Consider the following 18,198-nt stretch of genomic DNA (forward strand, 5'->3'; position numbering starts at 1 on the left):
GCCTAGCAAAGGCAGCGGGCAGAGGAAAGTCCCGCGCGGGCTCACTTGTTGCGCAGGGCGATGACGGTGCCCGCCGCGAAGATCAGGAGGACGCCGAATATGGCTCGGGCGTTGAGCACCTCGCCCCAGATCGCCCAGCCCCACATCGCGGCCGCTGGCAGGACCATGTATTCGAAGACCGACACGCGGCTTGCGTCCGCAAGCTGGTAACCCTTCACCATCGCCCCCACGGCGACGAGGGAGCCGGCCGCCTGCACGAATGTCCAGACAAGGAAGGTCGCGCTCGGAACGACAATGCCGCGAAGGATGAAGCCATCCTCGCCCGCGGGCACGGGAAGGGGCCAGAGGGCGAGGACGGTCATCCCGACCAGCCCGTAGAAGCCAAGGGCAAGGAAGAAGCCGAGCGTCAGGACCGCCCCGCTTTCACCCTCGCACCAGTCCCGCGTTGCGATGTTGCCCATCGCATAGAGCGCCCCCGCGAAGACCGGCAGGATGCTCGCGAGCCCGATGGGCGCCTCCTGACCCGGCCCGAGAACGAACAGGACACCAACGAAGCCGATAGCCACCGCGACGAGCCGGAACGGGCCGATCCTGCGGCCGAAGGCAAAGCGCGAGATCAGGAGGACGAAGATCGGCGCCGTGAACAGGCCCGCCGCCACTTGCGCCACGGGTAGGAAAGCGAGGGACCCGAAGTAGAACAGCATCGCCGTGCCGTGAACGAGGCTCCGCGCGAGTACGGCGCGGGGGCGGATCGGCCGAAGCTTCAGCCCGAAGGGTGCCGCGGCCAGCGCGATCAGGACCAGCGCCATCGCCGTCCGCGTCGCGTGGAACTGCCACAGACCGGCCTCGGAGGCGATCAGGCGGACGTAGTTGTCGGTAAAGCCTATCACCACGGCGTAGACGAGGATCATCCCCGCCGCAGCCAGCGTCCGGCTGCCTCCGATAACCATGGCCATTGACATCCTGCACCTCTCGCCCTTTCGGTGCTTTCCAAGAACCCCGGGCCGCGTCAAAATGCGCGTCCGGAAACGACATCGAAATCGACGCGGAGGAGCGTATGGGCTGGCTGAAGGACGAACGCGGACTTGAGAGACGAACGGCAAATTTCGTGCCGTTGACACCGCTTTCACACCTGATCCGTGCCGCCGACGTCTTCGCAGACCGGACCGCCATGGTCTACGGATCGCGTCGTTTTTCGTATCCCGAATACTACGGCCGGGTGAGTCGGCTCGCCTCGGCCCTCGCGGGTCGGGGAATCGCCCCCGGTGACGTGGTGGCGACGCTTCTGCCCAACGTCCCGGCCCAGGCCGAGGCGCATTTCGGGGTGCCGGCCGCAGCCGCCATCCTGAACACGATCAACACGCGGCTCGACGTCGACACGGTTGCCTACATCTTCGGCCATGGCGAAGCGAAGATGGTCCTCGTCGACACCGCTCTCCTGCCGCTTGCCGAAGCGGCCATCGCCGCGATGGAGGGCCCGGGCCCGGAGATCATCGAGGTCGCGGACCCCGAGGCGGGCCACCCGGCCAGCGGCCGCTACACCGAATACGAGGATCTTCTGGCGGAAGGCGATCCGGCCTTCGACTGGATCATGCCCGAGGACGAATGGGAAAGCCTCGCGCTGAACTACACGTCCGGTACGACGGGGCGGCCGAAGGGCGTCGTCTACCACCACCGGGGCGCATATCTCATCACGCTCGGCACGGTGATCAGCTGGCGCATGGTGCTCTATCCGAAGCTCCTTACGATCGTGCCGCTCTTCCACTGCAACGGCTGGTGCCACACCTGGATGATGCCGTCGGTCGGCGGGACGCTGGTCTGCTGCCGCGACATCACGGCGAAGGCGATCTACGACGCCATCGCGGACGAGGGCGTCACCCATTTCGGCGGTGCGCCGATCGTCCTGAACATGATCATCAACGCCCGGGCCGAGGACCGCCGTTCCTTCGATCACGTGGTCGAGGTCTTCACGGCCGGCGCTCCCCCGGCGGCCGCCACGCTGGCCAAGATCGAGCCCCTGGGCTTCAACGTCACCCAGGTCTACGGCCTGACCGAAACCTACGGTCACGTCACCGAATGCATCTGGAAGCCCGAATGGGACGGCATCGCCGGCGACGAGCGCGCCGCGCTCAAGGCACGCACCGGGGTCCGGCTGCCAATGATGGAGGCGACGACGGTCGTCGACGACGATGGCAAGGAGGTCCAGCGCGACGCCCATCACCTCGGCGAGGTCGTGATGCGCGGCAACGCCGTCATGAAGGGCTACTACCGCAACCCGGAGGCCACCGAGGATGCCTTCAAGGGCGGCTGGTTCCATTCCGGCGACATCGCCTACCTGCACGACGACGGCTACATCAAGATCACCGACCGCGCGAAGGACATCATCATCTCGGGCGGCGAGAACATCTCCTCCGTCGAGGTGGAAGGGGCTCTCATGCACCACCCTGCCGTCTCGCTCTGCGCCGTCGTCGCGAAGCCGGACGAAAAATGGGGCGAGGTTCCCTGCGCCTTCGTCGAACTGAAGCCCGGCGAGACCGCCACGGAGGAGGAGCTGATAGCATTCACCCGGACGAAGCTCGCAGGCTTCAAGACGCCGAAGCGCGTGGTCTTTTCGGAACTTCCGAAAACCTCGACGGGCAAGATCCAGAAGTTCGAGCTTCGGGCCGTCGCGAAGATGCTCTGACCCACCCGCGAAGCGCGGATTGTTAGCGGGGCGCGGCTCGGCTATTCTGCTGTCAACAGAGGCAGGAGCAGGCCCGCAACGCGCATGACCGCGCTTTCCGAATATCAGCGGCTGGAGACGACCGGCCTCTGGCGCGAGGGGCCGGAACGGCAGCGCCGCGAGGTGATCGTGGGATTCCGCGACGCCTCTCTCGTGCTGTCGGACAGTCGCAACGACGTGCCTCTTTCGCACTGGTCGCTTCCGGCGGTCAGGCGGGTGAACCCCGGAGAGATGCCCGCAATCTACGCGCCAGGAGACGACGACGGCGAAACGCTGGAACTGACCGACGAGACCATGATCGCCGCGATCGAGAAGGTCCACCGCCTGATCGAGGCGCGCAAGCCGCATCCGGGGCGGCTGCGGTCGATCCTTCTCGGCGTCGGGCTCGTGACCGTTCTCGGCCTCGGCATCTTCTGGCTGCCGGGGGAGCTTGTCCGCCACACGGCCTCTGTCGTCCCCTTCGCTAAGCGCAGCGAGATCGGAAAGGCGATTCTGGCGGATGTCGCGCGGATTTCGGGCGCCCCCTGTGCCTCCGGGCCGGGACAGCGCGCGCTGGCGAGCTTTTCCGAAAGGCTCATCGGCCCGGTCGGGGGCGAACTCGTGATCGTGCCCAGCGCGCTCAGCGGCACGCGGCACCTGCCGGGCAAGATCATCCTCATGGGCCGCGACCTCGTGGAAGACCATGAATCGCCAGAGGTCGCCGCCGGCTACATCCTCGCCGAACGGCTCCGGGCCGAGGCATCCGATCCCCTCGAGGAGCTTCTTCACTGGGCAGGCTTCGGCGCCACGTTCCGGCTCCTGACGACAGGCAACCTGCCCGGGGATTCAATCGCGGGCTACGGCGAGGCGCTCCTCGCGACGCAGCCCGGACGGGTTGCCGACGAGGATCTGCTTGCCTGGTTCGAGGCGGCGGGCGTCCCGTCCTCCCCCTATGCCTACGCCGTGGACATCTCGGGCGAGAGCGTCCTCGGCCTGATCGAGGCGGATCCGTTCAGATCCGCGCCCCCGCCCGCGCCATTGCTGTCGGACGGGGACTGGGTCTCGCTTCAGGGCATCTGCGGCGAATAGCCTATTTCGTGCCGAACATCCGGTCGCCCGCGTCGCCGAGGCCGGGAACGATGTAGCCGTGTTCGTTGAGGTGCGAATCGACCGCCGCAGTGATGATCGGCACGTCGGGATGCGCCTCCTTCATCCGCGCGACGCCCTCCGGGGCGGCGAGCAGGCAGAGGAACCGGATGTTCGTGGCCCCCGCCTTTTTCAGAAGATCGACCGCCGCCGCCGAAGAATTCCCGGTAGCGAGCATCGGGTCGACCAGGATCACCAGCCGGTCGTCCAGTTCCGACGGAACCTTGAAATAGTACTGCACGGGCTGCAACGTCTCGTGGTCGCGGTAGAGCCCGATGAAGCCGACCCGAGCCGAGGGAACGAGATCGAGGATCCCGTCCAGAAGCCCGTTGCCCGCCCGCAGGATCGACACGAGAGCGAGCTTCTTTCCCGCGAGCACCGGGACCATCGTCTCGCAGAGGGGTGTCTCGATCGCCCGCATCGTCAGCGGCATCTCCCGCGTGACCTCATAGGCCAGGAGCTGGCTGATCTCGCGCAGCAGCTGGCGGAAGCCGGCCGTCGAGGTGTTCTTGTCGCGCATGATGCTCAGCTTGTGCTGCACCAGCGGGTGATTGACCACTGTCAGATGCTCAGACAACTTCCTTCTCCAGTCTTTTCAATATCTTGTCACGGGTCTCATCGTCGCAGAACGCTGCATCCGCCGCGGTGCGGGCCAGCGACATGAACATCCCTTCGTCCCAGTCGAAGGCTTCGGCGAGCCGCGTGTATTCGCGTTCCATCGAGGTGCCGAAGAAGGGCGGATCGTCGGTCGAGATCGTGACCTTGACCCCGCGGTCATGGAGTCTGGCGATCGGATGCGCGCGCCACGAGGGATAGAGCCCGAGCGCGATGTTCGAGCCCGGGCAGCATTCGAGGACGATGCCCTTCTCGGCCAGTTCGTCGACCAGCGCGAGGTCCTCGATCGCCCGCACGCCGTGACCGACGCGCTCCACTCGCAGGTCGCGGATCGTGTCGCGGACGCTTTCCGGCCCGCCCCATTCCCCGGCATGGGAGGTGAGCCTCAGCCCCGCCTCGCGCGCCATGTCGAAGGACCAGGCGAAATCCTTCGGCTTGCCACGCATCTCGTCTCCGGCCATGCCGAAGCCCCGCAGGAAGTCGCCTGCTGTCTCCGCCGCGCAAAGCGCGGTTTCGCGCGCCTTGTCCGGGCCGAAATGCCGGATGACCGTGGCGATGCCGCGCAGGACGATACCGTCCTTCCGCTCCGCCGCCTCGGCCGCTTCGCGGATGGCGTGGAGGTATTCGCGCCACGCCGACAGGTCGCGCCCGCCACAAAAATCGGGGGACAGGAAGGATTCCAAGTATATCACGCCGCTGGCCGCGGCCTCCTCCAGCACGGCGAGCGTCAGGCGGTGATAGTCCTCCGGCGTCCGCAAGGTCCCTGTCGCGGCCTCGTAGACCTTCAGGAATTGCAGGAAATCGCGGAACGCATAGTTGCCGCGTTCGTCGAAGATGCCGCCTATGTCCATCTTCTTTTGGGCAGCGAGCCCGCGGATGAAGGCGGGCGGCGCGCCGCCTTCCAGATGATGGTGAAGTTCCACCTTCGGCAACATCACAGGAAACTCCGTCCCTTCCCCTGCGCCGGCACGCCGAGATGCGCCGCGACCGAGGCGCCGACGTCGACGAAGCCGACCTGGCCGACGGCGCGGGCGCCGACACCTGCGCCGACCACCGGGGCCCGTTCCCGCGTGTGGTCGGTGCCGAACCAGGTCGGATCATTGCCGTGATCGGCCGTGAAGATCGCGAGGTCGCCGGGCCTGAGGCGGGCCAGGAACTCCCCCGCCCGGGCGTCGAACCACTCGAGCGCGCGGGCATAGCCCGACACGTCGCGGCGGTGGCCATACTTGCTGTCGAATTCCACGAAATTCGCGAAGGTCAGGGAACCGTCCGGGGCGCCATCGACGAGATCCATCATGTGGTCGAAAAGGGCGGCGTCGTCCGGTCCCTTCAGGACTTCGTCGATGCCCTTGCCCGAGAAGATGTCTCCGATCTTGCCGACCGCGCAGACTTTTCCGCCCGCCGCCTGCACCCAGTCGCAGAGCGTGGGTTCCGGTGGGGCGATGGCGTAGTCGTGCCGGTTGCCCGTACGTTCGAAACTGCCCGGTTCGCCAACAAAGGGCCGCGCGATGACGCGGCCGACCTTCATTGCGTGAAGCTTCGGCGCGATCCTTTCGCAGAGGTCGAGCAGGCGCTTCAGTCCGAAGGTTTCCTCATGCGCGGCGATCTGGAAGACGCTGTCCGCCGAGGTGTAGCAGATCGGCCATCCCGTCCGCATGTGTTCGGCCCCGAGTTCCTCGATGATCTTCGTGCCCGAGGCGTGGCGATTGCAGAGCGTTCCTTCCGCCCCGGCAAGGTGCGCGACCTCGTCCATCAGGTCTTGCGGAAACGCCGGGTCTTCGTTCGGGAAATAGGTCCAGTCCCAGGGCACGGGCACCCCGGCCAGCTCCCAGTGGCCCGATGGCGTGTCCTTGCCCTTCGAGACTTCCGTCGCCGCGCCCCACAGGCCCGCGGGCTCCGCCCCGAGCCCTTCGACCTCCATGCTGGACGCAAGCCGCAGCGCCGCGCCAAGGCCCAAGGCGTCGAGATTGGGCATCCTGAGCGGCCCGCTGCGCCCTTCCTCCGCGCGTCCGGCGGCGCAGGCTTCCGCGATATGCCCGAGCGTGTTTGCCCCGGTATCGGGCCTACCCGCGTTGAAGAAGTTCGCGGCGTCCGGCGCGCCGCCGCAGCCGACGCTGTCCATGACGATCAGGAAGGCACGCGCCATCAGCCGACCTTTTCCAGGACCAGCGGCCAGGGTTCGACCGGGCTCTCGCTCAGCCTGTAGGCCCGGCGCACCTCCGCGATGGCCTTCTGCGCCTCCGCTTCGGTCGCGGCGTGGACGAGGGCTATCGGCTCTCCCTCGTCGATGGTGTCGCCGACCTTGGCCAGTGCGGAGAGCCCGACGGAAGGATTGATCTTCTCCCCGCCCTTCAGCCGTCCCCCGCCGAGGTGCACGACCGCGTGGCCCAGAGCCTCCGCGTCGATCTTGGCGACGTGACCGGCCTCGTCAGCGAACACCTCGCGCAGCACGGGCGCCGCCGGCAGCCGGTCGCGGTAATGTTCGATGAAGTCCTTGGGTCCGCCGAGCGCGGCGACCATCTTGCCGAAAATCTCGGCGGCACGGCCCGATTCCATCGCCTCGGAGACACGGTTTGCCCCTTCCTCGGCGTCCTTGGCCAGTCCAGCGAGAGCAAGCGCCTCGCCCCCGAGATCGACGGTCAGATCCCAGAGCGCCGGGTTCACCTCGTCGCAGGTCAGCGTTTCGAGCGCGGCGATGACCTCCAGCGCGTTGCCCGCCTCGGTCGCGAGAGGCTCGTCCATGTCCGTGATCAGGGCCGCCGTCCTGCACCCCGCGCCGTTCGCCGTGTCGACGAGGGAAATGGCCAGCGCCTTCGCATCCTCCTTCGTCTTCATGAAAGCGCCCGAGCCGCACTTCACGTCGAGGACCAGCGCCTCGAGCCCGGCGGCGAGCTTCTTCGACAGGATGGAGGCGGTGATGAGGTCGATGCTTTCGACGGTCCCTGAGATGTCGCGGATGCCGTAGAGCCGCCGGTCCGCCGGGGCGATGTTCGCGCTGGCGCCGACGATGGCGCAGCCCGTTTCCGCGACGATCCGGTGAAGATCCTCGACCGATACGTCGGTCCGGTAGCCCGGGATCGCCTCGAGCTTGTCGAGCGTTCCCCCGGTATGGCCGAGCCCGCGGCCGGAAATCATCGGCACATAGGCGCCGCAGGCCGCGAGCGCAGGCGCGAGAAGAAGCGAGATGCAGTCCCCGATCCCGCCCGTCGAATGCTTGTCCACCACCGGTCCCGGCAGGTCCCAGGTCAGCACCTGCCCGCTGTCGCGCATCGCCTCGGTCAGGGCGACCCTGCCTTCGGCCCCAAGGCCGTTCAGCAGGACAGCCATCGCGAATGCCCCGGCCTGCGCGTCCGTGACATCGCCCGAGGCGAGCCCGTCGGCGAACCATTTCGCCGCCTCCGGCCGAAGCCCCTTTCGGTCCCGGACCGCCGCGATGATCGACCGGGCGTCCATCACGCCTTGTCCATGTGGCGGGAGTTGAAGCCGGCCGGCAGCAGGTCGCCGATCGTCGACTCGCTCGTCTTGCCGCTTACGGTCGCCATGATGACCTTCACGTCGTGCCGCCCGAACTCCGCGAGCTTCTGGCGGCAGCCGCCGCAGGGGGAGGTAGGCTCCGGGCTGTCGGCGATCACGCAGACCTCGGTCAGTTCGGTCTCGCCGGCGGCGATCATGGCGGCGATGGCGCCCGCTTCGGCGCAGGTGCCCTCCGGGTAGGCCACGTTTTCCACGTTGCAGCCAGCGTAGACCCTGCCCGAGGCGCCCCGGACGGCCGCGCCGACCTTGAAATGCGAATAGGGGGCATAGGCGTTTTCGCGAACGTCTGTGGCAGCTTTCAGCAGGCTCATGGCGGACCTCCTCGGACTTCTGTCCATGCTGCGTCCGCGGCGCGCGCGATGCAAGCTCAGCCGCGCGTTTCCGTGGCGAAAGTACCGGGCAGCGTCACTTCCAGAAGCTCGAATTCATCCGTCGGATCGGCCCAGCACGTCCACATCCCCGGCGGGATCACGAAGGCGTCACCCGCGCCGAGGCGGTAGGGGTCCTTCCCCTCGCCTTCAAGCGTCATCGACCCGTCCATGACGAAACCGAAGAGGATGTCGGCGTCGTGCTTCGCCCAAAGCGGCTCTCCCTCCCCTTTGCGGACGACCTGGACGCCAGCCACGTTCTTCGTGTTCGCGGCGATCGTCGTGTCGCGGCAGATGTAGCCAGGCAAACGGAACGGCCCCCACGCGGCCTCTGAGCCCACGTTGTGAACGAATTTCTGCCCCTGCCATTCGCGGTCAGGCCGGACATTGGGGGTGGGAAGCGTCATTTCATGGTCGATCTCGGTGATGTGCTCGGCGGGAACGCCGATCTCGATCACCTCGATCCCGTCCGAGGCTTCGAGCACGCGGTGCCGGATCTCCGGCGGCTGGATGAAGCAGTCCCCGGCCTTCAGCCGGATCGGACCGCCCTGGTCCTCGTAGACGACGTCGACCCAGCCCTTGTAGCAGAAGATCAGCTGGAACCCGACCTTGTGGAAATGCACCATGTCGGGCACCGGACCACCGTCGGGGATGCGGATGTGGCTCGCGATCACCGCGCCGCCGAGCCGCGAGGGCACGAGGTCGCGGTAGTGCATGCCCGCCCGGCCGATGATCCAGGGCGCCTGGTCGGCAAGCCGGCGCACGACAAAGGCGTGCTCGGTGGGCGGCAGGACCAGAGGCGGGTTGAGGACGTCGATCTCCACCCGCGTTCCTCCGGGGGAGGTCAGTTCGCGCGCGCCCTCCGCGACGCCGTCGGGGTCATCCGTGAGAATGCGGATCGTGCCGGGTGCTTCCCCAGCCGACTGATCGAGGCGCACCCGGAGCCCGTGCCCGGAAAAGACGGCGATCGCCGGGTTGTCCGCCGGGTAGATCATGTCGAGCCGCATCTTCAGCACCTTTGTGAAGAACGGCAGGTCTTTCGCCAGGCTCGTCGTCGGCAACCTGATCTCGGCACGGGTCTCGGTCATGGCTCTTCTCCTCCGCGGCGCCAGCCTGAGCGCGGCGCAGCGGATTTGCAAGTTCCCCTTGAAAGGGCCGCGGGTTTAGTGCACTTCCGATACGAGGAAAGATAGTTTAACCTTAAACAAATTTCCCTGGAGGGGCGCATGGCCGACGAAGCAAGGCAGGAGAACGCGCGTCAGGCGGCGCTCGACTACCACGAATTCCCCAAGCCCGGAAAACTCGAGATCCGCGCTACGAAGCCCCTTGCCAACGGGCGCGACCTGTCCCGCGCCTATTCCCCCGGCGTGGCCGAAGCCTGTCTCGACATCAAGGCGGATCCGGCGGCCGCGTCGCGCTTCACCGCGCGCGGCAACCTCGTCGCGGTGGTCACGAACGGCTCGGCGGTGCTCGGCCTCGGCAACATCGGCGCGCTCGCATCGAAGCCGGTGATGGAAGGGAAGGCCGTCCTCTTCAAGAAATTCGCGAATATCGACTGCTTCGACATCGAACTGAACGAGCCCGACCCGGAGAAGCTGGCGGAGATCGTCTGCGCGCTGGAACCCACCTTCGGCGCGATCAACCTTGAAGACATCAAGGCACCGGACTGCTTCATCGTCGAAAAGATCTGCCGCGAGCGGATGAACATCCCCGTCTTCCACGACGACCAGCACGGCACCGCCATCGTCGTCGGCGCGGCCGCGACGAACGCGCTTCATGTCGCGGGAAAGCAGTTCGACGAGATCAAGGTCGTCTCAACCGGTGGCGGCGCCGCGGGCATCGCCTGCCTCAACATGCTCCTGAAGCTCGGCGTCAAGCGTGAGAACGTGTGGCTCTGCGACCTCGAGGGGCTCGTCTACAAGGGGCGCGAGGCACAGATGACGCCGCAGAAGGCGGAATTCGCGCAAGGCGATACCCCCGCCACACTCGACGACGTGATCGAGGGCGCGGATCTGTTCCTCGGCCTTTCGGGTCCCGGTGTCCTCACGCCCGCGATGGTCGCGAAGATGTCGCCTCGCCCGATCGTCTTCGCGCTCGCCAACCCGACCCCGGAAATCCTGCCCGACGAGGTCCGCTCCGTCGCGCCCGAAGCGATCATCGCGACCGGCCGGTCCGACTACCCGAACCAGGTCAACAACGTACTCTGCTTCCCCTTCATCTTCCGCGGCGCGCTCGACGTGGGTGCGACGACCATCAACGACGAGATGCAGCTCGCCTGCATCGAAGGGATCGCCGCGTTGGCCCGCGCCACCACCTCGGCCGAGGCCGCCGCGGCCTACCGGGGGGAGAAACTGTCTTTCGGCGCCGATTACCTCATCCCCAAGCCCTTCGACCCGCGCCTCATGGGCGTGGTGGCGTCGGCCGTCGCCCGCGCCGCGATGGAATCCGGCGTCGCCACGCGGCCGATCCCGGACCTCGTGACCTACAAGCAGAGGCTCGACGGATCGGTGTTCCGTTCCGCGCTCCTGATGCGGCCGGTGTTCGAGGCCGCAGCCACCGCCACGCGCCGCATCGTCTTCGCCGAGGGCGAGGACGAAAGGGTCCTGCGCGCTGCGAACGCCATGATCGAGGAGACGACCGACAAGCCGATCCTGATCGGTCGCCCGGAAGTCATCGAGATGCGCTGCGACCGCGCGGGCCTGCCGATCCGCCCGGGCACACATTTCGAGGTGGTGAACCCCGAAAGCGATCCCCGTTACCGCGATTACTGGGGCACCTATCACGAACTGATGGCGCGGCGCGGTGTCACGCCCGACATTGCGCGCGCCGTGATGCGGACGAACACCACCGCCATTGCCGCTGTCATGGTCCACCGGGGCGAGGCCGACAGCCTGATCTGCGGGACCTTCGGCCAGTTCCTGTGGCACCTCAATTACGTCCGCCAGGTTCTCGCCCGGGGTGGTCTGCGCCCGGTCGGCGCGCTTTCCCTGATGATCCTCGAGGATGGCCCGCTCTTCATCGCCGACACCCAGGTTCACCCCGACCCGACACCCGAGCAGGTGGCCGACGCCGCCATCGGAGCCGCCCGCCATGCCCGCCGCTTCGGCATCACGCCAAAGGTGGCGCTCTGCTCGCATTCGCAGTTCGGCAACCTCGACACGGCTTCCGGTCAGAAGATGCGGGCCGCGATGGAGATTCTCGACCGGCGCGAGGCCGACTTCGCCTATGATGGGGAGATGCACATCGACTCCGCGCTCGATCCGGACCTGCGGGAACGCATCTTCCCCGGTTCCCGGTTCGAGGGCGCGGCCAATGTCCTCGTCTTCGCGAACACGGATGCAGCCTCGGGTGTGCGCAACATCCTGAAGATGAAGGCGAACGGGATCGAGGTCGGGCCGATCCTGATGGGGATGGGCAACAGGGCGCATGTCGTCACGCCTTCGATCACGGCGCGCGGGCTTCTCAACATGTCGGCCGTCGCCGGCACTCCGGTCGCCCATTACGGCTGATCGCCACCCTGCGAGCGATAACATCCGGCGCAAATGCTGCGCCGCAACAATCGCGCAACATTCTTGTGCCAACCCGCGCCCGGAAGATACACCGGGCACGAGTCTGACGAGGAGGACAGGGATGCAGTACAAGGACGTCTACGCCGCGTGGAAGGCCGATCCCGAGGCGTTCTGGATGCGCGCCGCGGAAGAGATCGACTGGGACACGGAGCCCTCGAAAGCGCTCTTCGCCGACAACGCCCCGCTCTACGAATGGTTCTCGGACGGGTTCGTGAACACTTGCTGGAACGCCGTCGACCGTCACGTGGAAGCTGGCCATGGCGCCCGCACCGCGATCATCCACGACAGCCCCGTCACCGGCACGATCCACAGGATCACCTATGCCGAGCTCAAGGCCCGCGTCGCGAGCCTCGCCGGCGCGCTCCGCGAAAAGGGCGTCGAGAAGGGCGACCGCGTCATCATCTACATGCCGATGGTGCCCGAGGCGCTGGAAGCGATGCTCGCCTGCGCGCGTCTCGGCGCGATCCATTCCGTCGTGTTCGGCGGCTTTGCCGCGCATGAGCTCGCCGTGCGCATCGACGACGCAAAGCCGAAGGCGATCATCGCAGCCTCCTGCGGGATCGAGCCGGGGCGCGTCGTCCACTACAAGCCGCTCCTCGACGCGGCGATCGAACAGGCCCAGCACAAGCCCGACTTCTGCGTCATCTTTCAGCGCGAGGAGGAAGTGGCGAAGCTGACCGAGGGGCGCGATTTCGACTGGCACGCGTTCCAGTACGGCGTCGCCCCAGCCGACTGCGTTCCGGTCGAAGGGAACCACCCCGCCTACATCCTCTACACCTCCGGCACGACCGGCCAGCCCAAGGGCGTCGTCCGTGCGACCGGGGGGCACCTCGTTGCGCTGAACTGGTCGATGAAGCACATTTACGATGTCGAGGCGGGCGATACCTTCTGGGCGGCCTCCGACGTGGGCTGGGTCGTGGGCCACAGCTACATCTGCTACGCCCCGCTCATCGCCGGCTGCACCACCATCGTGTTCGAGGGCAAACCCGTCGGCACGCCTGACGCCGGAACCTTCTGGCGCGTGATCCAGGATCACAAGGTCAAGAGCTTCTTCACCGCGCCCACCGCGTTCCGCGCGATCAAGCGCGACGACCCGGAGGGCAGGCTCGTCAAGGACTACGACCTGTCGTCTCTGAAGGCACTGTTCCTCGCAGGCGAAAGGGCGGACCCCGACACGATCAAATGGGCCGAAGCGAAACTGGGCGTCCCGGTCATCGACCACTGGTGGCAGACCGAAACCGGCTGGGCCATCGCCGCGAACCCGCTCGGTATCGAAAAGCTGCCGGTGAAGATCGGCTCGCCCTCGGTCGCAATGCCGGGCTACGACGTGCAGGTCCTGGACGAGGGCGGGCACCCGGTGAAGCCCGGCACGCTCGGCGCCATCGCGGTGAAACTGCCCCTGCCCCCCGGCACGCTGCCCACGCTCTGGAACGCCGAGGCGCGGTTCCGCAAGAGCTACCTGGAGCATTTCCCCGGCTACTACGAGACCGGGGATGCGGGCTACATCGACGAGGACGGGTATCTCTACATCATGGCCCGCACCGACGACGTCATCAACGTCGCGGGCCACCGCCTGTCGACCGGTGCGATGGAAGAGGTCCTCGCGTCCCATGAGGACGTCGCGGAATGCGCCGTGATCGGGGTCGCGGACGATCTGAAGGGTCAGCTGCCGCTGGGCTTCCTCTGCCTCAACAAGGGCTGCAACCGGCCGCATGAGGAAATCGTCAAGGAATGCGTGAAGCTGGTGCGCGACCAGATCGGTCCGGTCGCCGCGTTCAAGCTCGCCTGCGTGGTCGACCGGCTTCCGAAGACGCGGTCAGGCAAGATCCTGCGGGGCACGATGGTCAAGATCGCCGACGGCGCGCCGTTCAAGACCCCGGCGACGATCGACGACCCGGCGATCCTCGACGAGATCGCGGTGGCGCTCAAGGAACTGGGATACCCGAAGGCCTGACCGGCCTTCGCGGGCCGGCGGCGCTTTTCGGCGTCCGCCGGCTCTTCGCCGTCTGCGTCGCCCGGTGACGGCTTCAGACGAACTGCTCCCGCGTCAGACGTTCTTCGAGCCCGTGGCCGGGGTCGAAGAGGATATGGTGCGCGACGCCCGGTTCGGTCGCGACCTCGACCCAGAGCACGTCGCGGACGGACCGGCCGTCGGCATCGGCCATGACCGGGCGCTTCGCCGCGTCGAGCACATCGAACCGGACCTTGGCTGTCTTCGGCAGAAGCGCCCCGCGCCAGCGACGGGGCCGGAAGGCCGCCATCGCGGTCAGCGCGAGCACATCCGAGCCGATGGGAAGGATCGGGCCGTGGGCGGAGTAGTTGTAGGCCGTGGATCCCGCGGGCGTGGCGACCAGCGCGCCGTCGCAGACGAGTTCTTCGAGCCGCACCTTGCCGTCGATGCTGATCCTGAGCTTCGCGGCCTGAGGTCCCGCGCGCAGGAGGCTCACCTCGTTGATCGCCAGTGCCGAATGAATGCGGCCCTGGGCGTCCTCCGCGCGCATGCGGAGCGGGTTGACCACCGCCTCCTCTGCGTTGGCGAGCCGTTCGGGCAGCCCCTCCTCCGCGTATTCGTTCATCAGGAATCCGATGGTGCCGCAGTTCATGCCGTAGACCTGCAGCGACAGCCCTTCGGTGGAATGCAGCGTGTGCAGCATGAACCCGTCACCGCCGAGCGCGACGATCACGTCGGCTTCTTCGATCGGCGCGTTGCCATAGCGCGCGACGAGGCGCTTGAATGCCGTCTGCGCGTCCTCGGCGTCGCTTGCCCTGAAATGGATGCGCTGCACCACACGTTTCCCCCTGCCCGATGGGCGCATTGTTCCGCGCTTGCCGGAAGGAACTCAACCCCCAATCCGGAATGGCCGCCGGACCCTTTGCGGCGGCAGCCTTTGCCTGTCATTCTGGCCGGAAGCCCGAAAGGAGACCGATTCATGCCGAACCGCCTGACCCGCCGCCAGACCCTTGCCGCCTTGGGCGCGGCGCTCGGCGCACCCGCGCTGCTGGGCCGCGCGGGACCCGCTTTCGCGCAGGGTGCCCGGCCGCAACTGGTGATGCCTCCGCTTCTGGAGGGAGCGCTGGCGGAGGGTCGGCGGGTCTATGATCTTGCAGTGGCCGCCGGAGAGACGGAATTCTTTCCCGGCGAGAAGACCGCCACGATCGGGCTCAACCAGTCCTACCTCGGCCCGATCCTGAAGGTGCGGAAGGGCGATGCGGTGCGCATGAACGTGGCGAACGGCCTCGGTGAGCCGATGACACTGCACTGGCACGGCCTGAACCTGCCCGCCGCGACCGACGGCGGGCCGCACCAGGTGATCGCGCCCGCCAGCACATGGTCGCCCGAATTCGAGATGCGCGAAAGGGCCGGGACCTACTGGTATCACGGCCACATGATGCACCGGACCGGCGCGCATGTCTGGGCCGGGATGGCAGGGATGATCCGGGTCGAGGACGCGGAAGCCGACGCGGTTCCCCTGCCCTCGACGCATGGCGAGGACGATTTCACGCTGGTCCTGCAAGACCGGAGGTTCACCCGCGATTTCCAGATGCCCTATGAACTCTCCATGCACGACGCGATGGCCGGGATCGCCGGGGACACGGCGCTGGTGAACGGGCTCATCGCGCCGTTCATGGAGGTTCCGGCGGGGCGGATCCGGCTCAGGTTGCTGAACGGCTCGAACGCCTCCTTTTACAACCTGCGATTCTCGGACGGGCGCCGGTTCTGGCAGGTGGCGAGCGATGGCGGGCTCCTCCCGGCCCCGGTCGAGCTGGCCGAGGCGATTCTGGCGCCGGGCGAACGGGCCGAGATCGTCGTCGACTGCGACGACGGTGCGGCCGTGTCGCTTCTGGCGGACGTGTTTTCCGCCGAAGTGCGGATGATGGGCGGCCGCGGCACCGCGGACTTTCTGGAACTGCGCCCCACGGGCGCCGCGAGGGCGGCAGGGGCGATGCCCGACAAGCTTCTGGATCTTCCGGAGCCCGAGGCGTCTGCCACGACGCGCAGGTTCGTGCTCGAAATGGGCGGGATGGGGATGGGCAGGGGCATGATGGGCGGCGGCTTCGCCATCAATGGCAAGGCCATGGACCCGCAGCGGATCGACGAGGTGGTGCCGGTCAACACGACGGAGACCTGGGTGATCGAGAACCCGACACCGATGTTCCACCCTTTCCACATCCACAACACGCAATTCCGCATCCTCGACCGGTCGGGACAGAAGCCGGGGCCGCACGAGGCGGGGCTCAAGGACACCGTCGTCGTCGCGCCGGGAGAGAGCGTTTCGGTGCAGGTCCGCTTCGCCGATTTCACCGATCCGGACCGGCCCTACATGTATCACTGCCACATCCTCGAACACGAAGACGGGGGCATGATGGGGCAATTCACGGTCGTCTGAGAGGCCATGTTTCGCCAATCACAGCGATTGCGTCGGATTCCGCCCTTTCCGCCCCCCCTCTCCTCGACTAAAGAGCGCGTGTGTTCCCGCCAGGAGGAGACGCCTTATGAACGCCCCGCAACGCGACGCCGGATTCTTCACCGAAAGCCTGAAGTCCCGCGACCCTGAACTCTTTGGCGCCATCCAGGACGAGCTTGGCCGCCAGCGCGACGAGATCGAACTGATCGCGTCCGAGAACATCGTTTCTGCCGCCGTCATGGAAGCGCAGGGATCGGTGATGACGAACAAGTATGCCGAGGGCTACCCCGGCAAGCGCTACTACGGTGGCTGCCAGTTCGTCGACGTGGCCGAGCAGCTTGCGATCGACCGCGCCTGCCAGCTCTTCGGCTGCTCGTTCGCGAACGTCCAGCCGCATTCCGGCAGCCAGGCGAACCAGGGCGTCTTCAACGCGCTCCTGAAGCCCGGCGAGACGATCCTCGGCATGAACCTCGCTTCCGGCGGTCACCTGACCCATGGCGCGGCCCCGAACCAGTCGGGCAAATGGTTCAACGCGGTCCAGTACGGAGTGCGCCGCCAGGACAACCGCATCGACTACGACGAAGTCGAGCGTCTGGCGAAAGAGAACAAGCCGCGCCTGATCATCGCCGGCGGCTCGGCGATTCCGCGTGTGATCGACTTCGCGCGCTTCCGTGCGATCGCTGACGAGGTCGGGGCCTACCTCATGGTGGACATGGCGCACTTCGCCGGTCTCGTCGCCGGCGGCATGCACCCCTCGCCGTTCCCCTACGCCGATGTCGCGACCACGACGACGCACAAGACCCTTCGCGGTCCGCGCGGCGGCATGATCCTGACCAACAACGAAGAGATCGCGAAGAAGGTCAACTCGGCCATCTTCCCGGGCATCCAGGGCGGCCCCCTGATGCACGTCATAGCCGCCAAGGCCGTGGCCTTCGGCGAGGCGCTGCGCCCGGAATTCAAGACCTACGCGCGTCAGGTCGTCCTCAACGCCCAGGCTCTGGCCGACCAGCTGATGAAGGGCGGGCTCGACATCGTCACCGGTGGCACCGACACGCACGTGATGCTGGTCGACCTGCGCCCGAAGAAGGTGAAGGGCAACGAGACCGAGAAGGCTCTCGGCCGCGCTCACATCACCTGCAACAAGAACGGCATCCCCTTCGACCCGGAGAAGCCGACGGTGACCTCCGGCGTTCGTCTCGGCACCCCGGCGGGCACCACCCGCGGCTTCACCGAGGCCGAGTTCCGCCAGATCGCCGACTGGATCGTCGAGGTCGTGGACGGTCTTGCCGCGAACGGTGAGGGTTCCAACGACGCCGTCGAAGCCAAGGTGAAAGCCGAGGTCGCGGAGCTCTGCGCCCGTTTCCCGCTCTACCCGGGCCTCTGATCCGAACAGTAGGGGCGGGCGCCAGAGGGCGCCCGCCTTTCTCTAGAGGTAGCCGCGCCACACCAGCACGGTGACCACGAGCGCGAAGGTTCCGAGAACCGCGAGCGCGATCCCCCCCATCATGGCGAGAACCAGATCCTTGGTGCGTTCCGTCGCGCCCAGTGGCTTCAGGTATTTCAGGCAGGCGGCGTGGGCCTTCTCGATCCGCACCCGGTCGAGCTGATGGGCGAGCTTCGGCACCTGCGTCTGGTAGGCGGCGCGGGCGAGCATCTCGGCCTCCTGCCGGATACGTCGGGGCAGCACCCGCCGGGAATGCCGGAGCTTTTCCGCGAGCCCGGAACCGCGAATGCGCAGCCGGTCCGCCATGAGCGCCGCGACCTCGTCGGCCATTTCCTCAACAGTCACAACCGCCACGCCCCTCGCGAACCGTAAGGGAAGACTAACCCGGGCCAGAGGGCCGCTCAACCGCTCTGGC

Annotated in this window: 15 protein-coding genes; 6 read left to right on the top strand and 9 right to left on the bottom strand. The window is 67.0% G+C overall.

Annotation, left to right across the window (positions count from 1 at the left end; all coding sequences use genetic code 11):
- Positions 1–41: 41 nt before the first annotated feature.
- Positions 42–962 carry a DMT family transporter gene (locus tag ABCN56_RS15665; RefSeq protein ID WP_343081757.1) on the bottom strand — a complete coding sequence of 307 codons (921 nt, stop codon included), beginning with the start codon at positions 960–962 and terminating at the stop codon, positions 42–44.
- Positions 963–1,057: 95 nt separating this feature from the next.
- Here ABCN56_RS15665 and ABCN56_RS15670 point away from each other — a divergent pair, with 95 nt between their 5' ends.
- Both ABCN56_RS15670 and ABCN56_RS15675 read left to right on the top strand, forming a co-directional pair.
- Entirely contained in the window at positions 1,058–2,683 is a 1,626-nt protein-coding gene (locus ABCN56_RS15670) for an AMP-binding protein (protein WP_343081758.1), read from the top strand.
- 84 nt (positions 2,684–2,767) lie between these two features.
- Positions 2,768–3,790 (top strand): hypothetical protein, encoded by a 1,023-nt coding sequence (locus tag ABCN56_RS15675; RefSeq protein ID WP_343081759.1) that lies wholly within the window; start codon positions 2,768–2,770, stop codon positions 3,788–3,790.
- A 1-nt stretch (position 3,791) separates the two neighbouring features.
- On the opposite strand, the gene upp is transcribed toward ABCN56_RS15675, so the two are convergent.
- The 6 genes from upp to ABCN56_RS15705 are packed head-to-tail and all read right to left on the bottom strand — an operon-like array spanning position 3,792 to position 9,452.
- Positions 3,792–4,424: a uracil phosphoribosyltransferase gene (gene upp, locus ABCN56_RS15680; RefSeq protein WP_343081760.1), complete on the bottom strand. Its 633-nt coding sequence runs from the start codon at positions 4,422–4,424 to the stop codon at positions 3,792–3,794.
- On the bottom strand, positions 4,417–5,400 hold the full coding sequence (locus ABCN56_RS15685; RefSeq protein WP_343081761.1) for an adenosine deaminase: 984 nt from the start codon (positions 5,398–5,400) through the stop codon (positions 4,417–4,419). Before ABCN56_RS15685 ends, upp begins: the two co-directional genes overlap by 8 nt.
- Positions 5,397–6,608, bottom strand: a complete 1,212-nt coding sequence (locus ABCN56_RS15690) for a phosphopentomutase (protein ID WP_343081762.1) — start codon at positions 6,606–6,608, stop codon at positions 5,397–5,399. Before ABCN56_RS15690 ends, ABCN56_RS15685 begins: the two co-directional genes overlap by 4 nt.
- Positions 6,608–7,915, bottom strand: a complete 1,308-nt coding sequence (locus tag ABCN56_RS15695; protein ID WP_343081763.1) for a thymidine phosphorylase — start codon at positions 7,913–7,915, stop codon at positions 6,608–6,610. Before ABCN56_RS15695 ends, ABCN56_RS15690 begins: the two co-directional genes overlap by 1 nt.
- Positions 7,915–8,307, bottom strand: a complete 393-nt coding sequence (locus tag ABCN56_RS15700) for a cytidine deaminase (RefSeq protein WP_343081764.1) — start codon at positions 8,305–8,307, stop codon at positions 7,915–7,917. Before ABCN56_RS15700 ends, ABCN56_RS15695 begins: the two co-directional genes overlap by 1 nt.
- A 56-nt stretch (positions 8,308–8,363) precedes the next feature.
- Positions 8,364–9,452 (bottom strand): cupin domain-containing protein, encoded by a 1,089-nt coding sequence (locus ABCN56_RS15705; protein WP_343081765.1) that lies wholly within the window; start codon positions 9,450–9,452, stop codon positions 8,364–8,366.
- A 138-nt stretch (positions 9,453–9,590) separates the two neighbouring features.
- Here ABCN56_RS15705 and ABCN56_RS15710 point away from each other — a divergent pair, with 138 nt between their 5' ends.
- Positions 9,591–11,873 carry an NADP-dependent malic enzyme gene (locus ABCN56_RS15710; protein ID WP_343081766.1) on the top strand — a complete coding sequence of 761 codons (2,283 nt, stop codon included), beginning with the start codon at positions 9,591–9,593 and terminating at the stop codon, positions 11,871–11,873.
- Between the two features lie 121 nt (positions 11,874–11,994).
- The gene (prpE, locus tag ABCN56_RS15715; RefSeq protein ID WP_343081767.1) at positions 11,995–13,887 is read left to right on the top strand and encodes a propionate-CoA ligase PrpE; all 1,893 of its coding nucleotides are present in this window, start codon (positions 11,995–11,997) and stop codon (positions 13,885–13,887) included.
- Positions 13,888–13,960: 73 nt separating this feature from the next.
- Here prpE and ABCN56_RS15720 read toward each other — a convergent pair whose 3' ends face one another.
- A complete protein-coding gene (locus tag ABCN56_RS15720; protein WP_343081768.1) occupies positions 13,961–14,749 on the bottom strand; it encodes an NAD kinase in 789 nt (262 codons plus the stop codon).
- 114 nt (positions 14,750–14,863) lie between these two features.
- Between ABCN56_RS15720 and ABCN56_RS15725 the strand changes: the two genes are divergently transcribed.
- Positions 14,864–16,321, top strand: a complete 1,458-nt coding sequence (locus ABCN56_RS15725) for a multicopper oxidase family protein (protein WP_343081769.1) — start codon at positions 14,864–14,866, stop codon at positions 16,319–16,321.
- Between the two features lie 106 nt (positions 16,322–16,427).
- Positions 16,428–17,723: a serine hydroxymethyltransferase gene (glyA, locus tag ABCN56_RS15730; protein WP_343081770.1), complete on the top strand. Its 1,296-nt coding sequence runs from the start codon at positions 16,428–16,430 to the stop codon at positions 17,721–17,723.
- Positions 17,724–17,765: 42 nt separating this feature from the next.
- Here the strand turns inward: glyA and ABCN56_RS15735 are convergent, their stop codons facing one another.
- Positions 17,766–18,113 carry a hypothetical protein gene (locus ABCN56_RS15735; protein ID WP_343081771.1) on the bottom strand — a complete coding sequence of 116 codons (348 nt, stop codon included), beginning with the start codon at positions 18,111–18,113 and terminating at the stop codon, positions 17,766–17,768.
- Between the last annotated feature and the right edge of the window lie 85 nt (positions 18,114–18,198).

Source organism: Ostreiculturibacter nitratireducens, assembly GCF_032670585.1.
In the GTDB taxonomy this organism is placed as follows: Bacteria; Pseudomonadota; Alphaproteobacteria; order Rhodobacterales; family Rhodobacteraceae; genus Ostreiculturibacter; species Ostreiculturibacter nitratireducens.

Bases quoted from the DNA above. Each gene is read 5' to 3' on its own strand.
- ABCN56_RS15665 (WP_343081757.1), bottom strand. From the start codon at position 962: ATGTCAATGGCCATGGTTATCGGAGGCAGCCGGACGCTGGCTGCGGCG.
- ABCN56_RS15670 (WP_343081758.1), top strand. From the start codon at position 1,058: ATGGGCTGGCTGAAGGACGAACGCGGACTTGAGAGACGAACGGCAAAT.
- ABCN56_RS15675 (WP_343081759.1), top strand. From the start codon at position 2,768: ATGACCGCGCTTTCCGAATATCAGCGGCTGGAGACGACCGGCCTCTGG.
- ABCN56_RS15690 (WP_343081762.1), bottom strand. From the start codon at position 6,608: ATGGCGCGTGCCTTCCTGATCGTCATGGACAGCGTCGGCTGCGGCGGC.
- ABCN56_RS15695 (WP_343081763.1), bottom strand. From the start codon at position 7,915: ATGGACGCCCGGTCGATCATCGCGGCGGTCCGGGACCGAAAGGGGCTT.
- ABCN56_RS15700 (WP_343081764.1), bottom strand. From the start codon at position 8,307: ATGAGCCTGCTGAAAGCTGCCACAGACGTTCGCGAAAACGCCTATGCC.
- ABCN56_RS15705 (WP_343081765.1), bottom strand. From the start codon at position 9,452: ATGACCGAGACCCGTGCCGAGATCAGGTTGCCGACGACGAGCCTGGCG.
- ABCN56_RS15710 (WP_343081766.1), top strand. From the start codon at position 9,591: ATGGCCGACGAAGCAAGGCAGGAGAACGCGCGTCAGGCGGCGCTCGAC.
- prpE (WP_343081767.1), top strand. From the start codon at position 11,995: ATGCAGTACAAGGACGTCTACGCCGCGTGGAAGGCCGATCCCGAGGCG.
- ABCN56_RS15720 (WP_343081768.1), bottom strand. From the start codon at position 14,749: ATGCGCCCATCGGGCAGGGGGAAACGTGTGGTGCAGCGCATCCATTTC.
- ABCN56_RS15725 (WP_343081769.1), top strand. From the start codon at position 14,864: ATGCCGAACCGCCTGACCCGCCGCCAGACCCTTGCCGCCTTGGGCGCG.
- glyA (WP_343081770.1), top strand. From the start codon at position 16,428: ATGAACGCCCCGCAACGCGACGCCGGATTCTTCACCGAAAGCCTGAAG.
- ABCN56_RS15735 (WP_343081771.1), bottom strand. From the start codon at position 18,113: ATGGCCGACGAGGTCGCGGCGCTCATGGCGGACCGGCTGCGCATTCGC.